This window comes from Phenylobacterium sp. (assembly GCF_030693805.1).
Lineage (GTDB): Bacteria > Pseudomonadota > Alphaproteobacteria > Caulobacterales > Caulobacteraceae > Phenylobacterium.
The window spans coordinates 1-1,007 of the sequence record NZ_JAUXZW010000076.1 but is presented as its reverse complement, the minus strand read 5'-3'; the positions used below and the strand labels follow the sequence as shown (position 1 = coordinate 1,007).

Annotated in this window: 1 protein-coding gene; it reads right to left on the bottom strand. The window is 39.7% G+C overall.

Features of this window, described 5'->3' with window-relative positions:
• Nucleotides 1–1,007, bottom strand: a 1,007-nt coding sequence (locus Q8M88_RS03500; protein WP_305594862.1) for a DEAD/DEAH box helicase family protein, incomplete at both ends; no start/stop codon positions are given.

The window sequence follows — 1,007 nt, the reverse complement described above, 5'->3', positions numbered from 1 at the left end:
CGAGAATAAGCTGATTTCTCATTTCATTCGATGCGATCTCTGCATACAATTCAGTAATTGACAAATCTTTTTCTTCTTTTTCCCACCATGCAGGGACTTTGAAGGAAGTAAATCTTGGTATTACAAAATGATCAAAAGGTCTTTTTTCTGCCTGCTTTTTTGCATCATCCCTGTATCGGATTGGTCCGCATTGCATAAATATAATCGGATGATGGCCGTCTTTTCTGGAAGGCGTTGCGGTTAATCCATATACATACTTTGCATTCACGTTTTTTAGTATCAGTTCAAAACTGAAGGCCGAAACATGATGGCACTCGTCCACTATAACCATACCGTAGTCCTTGATACAGTCTTTTACCGCACCTTCCCTGCTTAGTGATTGCATCACAGCGATATCAATAATGCCATTCAGTGAATTTTTTCCACCGCCAATCTGCCCAATGATGCTGTTGGTTTTCTTTCTTTTTTTCGGGGAGTCATCCGATGACTGGTCGAATTGAGTCATCGGATGACTGATTCCATCATTCGTTGGTACATTCTCATTGATTATCAGGAATTCAGAAAGTTTATCTTTCCATTGAGAAACCAAACTAATTTTATTAACCAGTATCAATGTATTCACTTTTCTTTCGGCAATCAGCATAATTGCGGCTATCGTTTTGCCAAAGGCAGTTGTTCCACAGAGGATTCCATTATCATGTTCCAATAATTTATCAATAGCCAGAGGTTGTTCGTCCCTCAATGTCCCATTAAATTCAACATCAATGGCTCTTCCGTAATTTGATTTGTCAGTCCAGCAAACTTCTAATTTTAATTCTTGAAATATGGCATTCAAGTCAGCTTCACATCCCCTCGGCAGACATAAATATTCGGTGGTTTCTTCAGCGCACGAAATAATTCTGGGCTTGTTGAAAGTTGACAACCGCATCGCCTGTGCCTTGTAAAATTCAGGATTTCTGAAAGCCGCCAGGCGTTTCAATTGATTTAATGCCCTTTGCGAAAAACCC